Below are 1721 nucleotides of genomic sequence, written 5' to 3'. Positions count from 1 at the left end.
ACCTCGATTCGTCAGCGGAGTTCGGTAGCTGATCGGTCCCGGGGGTTCGCCCGTAATGTCCCCTGCCGGTTGAGGGCGGGCCGTCGCGTGACGCCGCGGCTGCGCCGGGTTCCACGGGCCCGGAGACGGTGGGGGCTCTCCTTCCTGGTCGTGGTCGGGACGGTTATGTGTTGGTCAAGTGACCTGTAGGCCGGTGAGCCGGTTCCAGGCGAGGGTGAATGCCGTGGCCCACGGCCAGGACGCGTCGAGGCGGAGGTGCCGGACGCGGGCGTGTCGTGCGAGGCGGCCGGTCTGGTGGTAGATCCGCATGCGCATGGTCTGGGGTTCGGCGTCGGCCAGGCCGTCCTGGTCGTGGAGGGCGAGGAGACGGAGCCAGGCGTCGAGATCGGCCGCGAGGTTCGCCGCGAGCATCCAACTACGGTTTGCTGTCCATGACTTGGCGGGGAGGTTGTGCAGGCCCATGGCCTTGTTCGTGCGAACGCGGTCCTCGACGACCGCGTGATGGCGGTGCAGGGCGTCTATCCACTGGGCCTGGTGGGAGCCGGGGACGCCCCACATCTTGGTGATGTTGGTGGCGATGACCGAGTACTTCCAGCCGGTCTTCTTCTCGAGGTCGGTGAGGTTCTCCAGGTGTCGGCCGGAGGGGCGGACGCGGCGGACGATCAGCCGCATGCCGCTGAGCCAGCCTTTCCGCCTGTTCAGGCCGGTCAGTTCCGCGACGCCGCTGTGGTCCGGGTCGTGAGGGCTGCCGTCCTGCTTGAGGCTGGTCTCCCAGGCCGATTCGGGGAGCTGCGCGATGGCGGCCTCGTCCGTCTCGGTGATCGTCCAGCCCGTGGTGAAGCGGACCCGCCGCCGCGTCGTGTTCAGCTCCTCGAGGTGTTCGTGCAGGTCGTGGGTGGCGCCCGCGCCGTCGGTCCTGAACAGGAGTTTCGCGCTCGAGGAGCCGGGGATCTGATGCAGGGTCTCGGTGACGACGGCGACGTGATCGGCGGCGGTGTTCGAGCCGGCACTGCCCGGCCGCAGCAGCATCGCCAGGCACTCGGTGGTGTTCGCGCACCACGCTGCGAGCGGATGGAAGCCGAACGAACGCTTGAAGGTGGGCGATGCGCCTTCCTTCTTCGAGGCGGCGGTGATGATCGTCGCGTCGATGTCGAGGACCACCCACCCCTTCAGGTGTTTCCCGGCGACGGTCAGCCAGGGGAAGCCCTGCGGACGCAGGGCCAGCCACGTCCACACGATCCGGCGAACCCTCGCGCGGGCCCGTGACAGGGCGGCGAACATGTCCTCGTCGAAGCCGGCCAGCAGACGGCGGACCGTCGAGTCCGAGGCGACCGGGCCGAACAGCCGCCGGTGGTGCAGGCCGAGCTGCTCGGCCTGCAGGACGCTGCGGGCGCCGAGCACGATCGATACCGCGAGTTGGACGAACACCACGCCCCGGTCCCGCCACCCACTCCCGCCCGCGGGAAACACCCTGGTCAGCGCGGTGACCAGCCCGCTCCTGTCCGCGAGACGGCGCAACAGGACCGCTCCGCTGTGTCCGACCATGCCCTTGCCGTCGGCCCCGACCCTCAGGCCTTGGTCCCACGCGGTAGTGTTCCGCACCAGAAAGGTGTCCTGACTTCTGCACCGGATCCGACTTCGACACTCAGATCCTTGCAGGTCACGGGCGCCTTTCCTCTATCGGGGCGTCAGATCAGCGAATTCCGCTGAGCAGTCGAGGC

Annotated in this window: 1 protein-coding gene; it reads right to left on the bottom strand. The window is 68.9% G+C overall.

Annotation, left to right across the window (positions count from 1 at the left end):
- Nucleotides 1-174 precede the first annotated feature (174 nt).
- Complete coding sequence (locus JL475_RS38875) at nucleotides 175-1602, bottom strand: IS1380 family transposase (RefSeq protein WP_307825330.1); 1428 nt, start codon at nucleotides 1600-1602, stop codon at nucleotides 175-177.
- Nucleotides 1603-1721 lie beyond the last annotated feature (119 nt).

This window comes from Streptomyces sp. M2CJ-2 (genome assembly GCF_016757295.1).
Classification (GTDB): domain Bacteria; phylum Actinomycetota; class Actinomycetes; order Streptomycetales; family Streptomycetaceae; genus Streptomyces.
The sequence above is the reverse complement of the archived record's forward strand: the minus strand, read 5'-3'. Positions and strand labels throughout refer to the sequence as shown.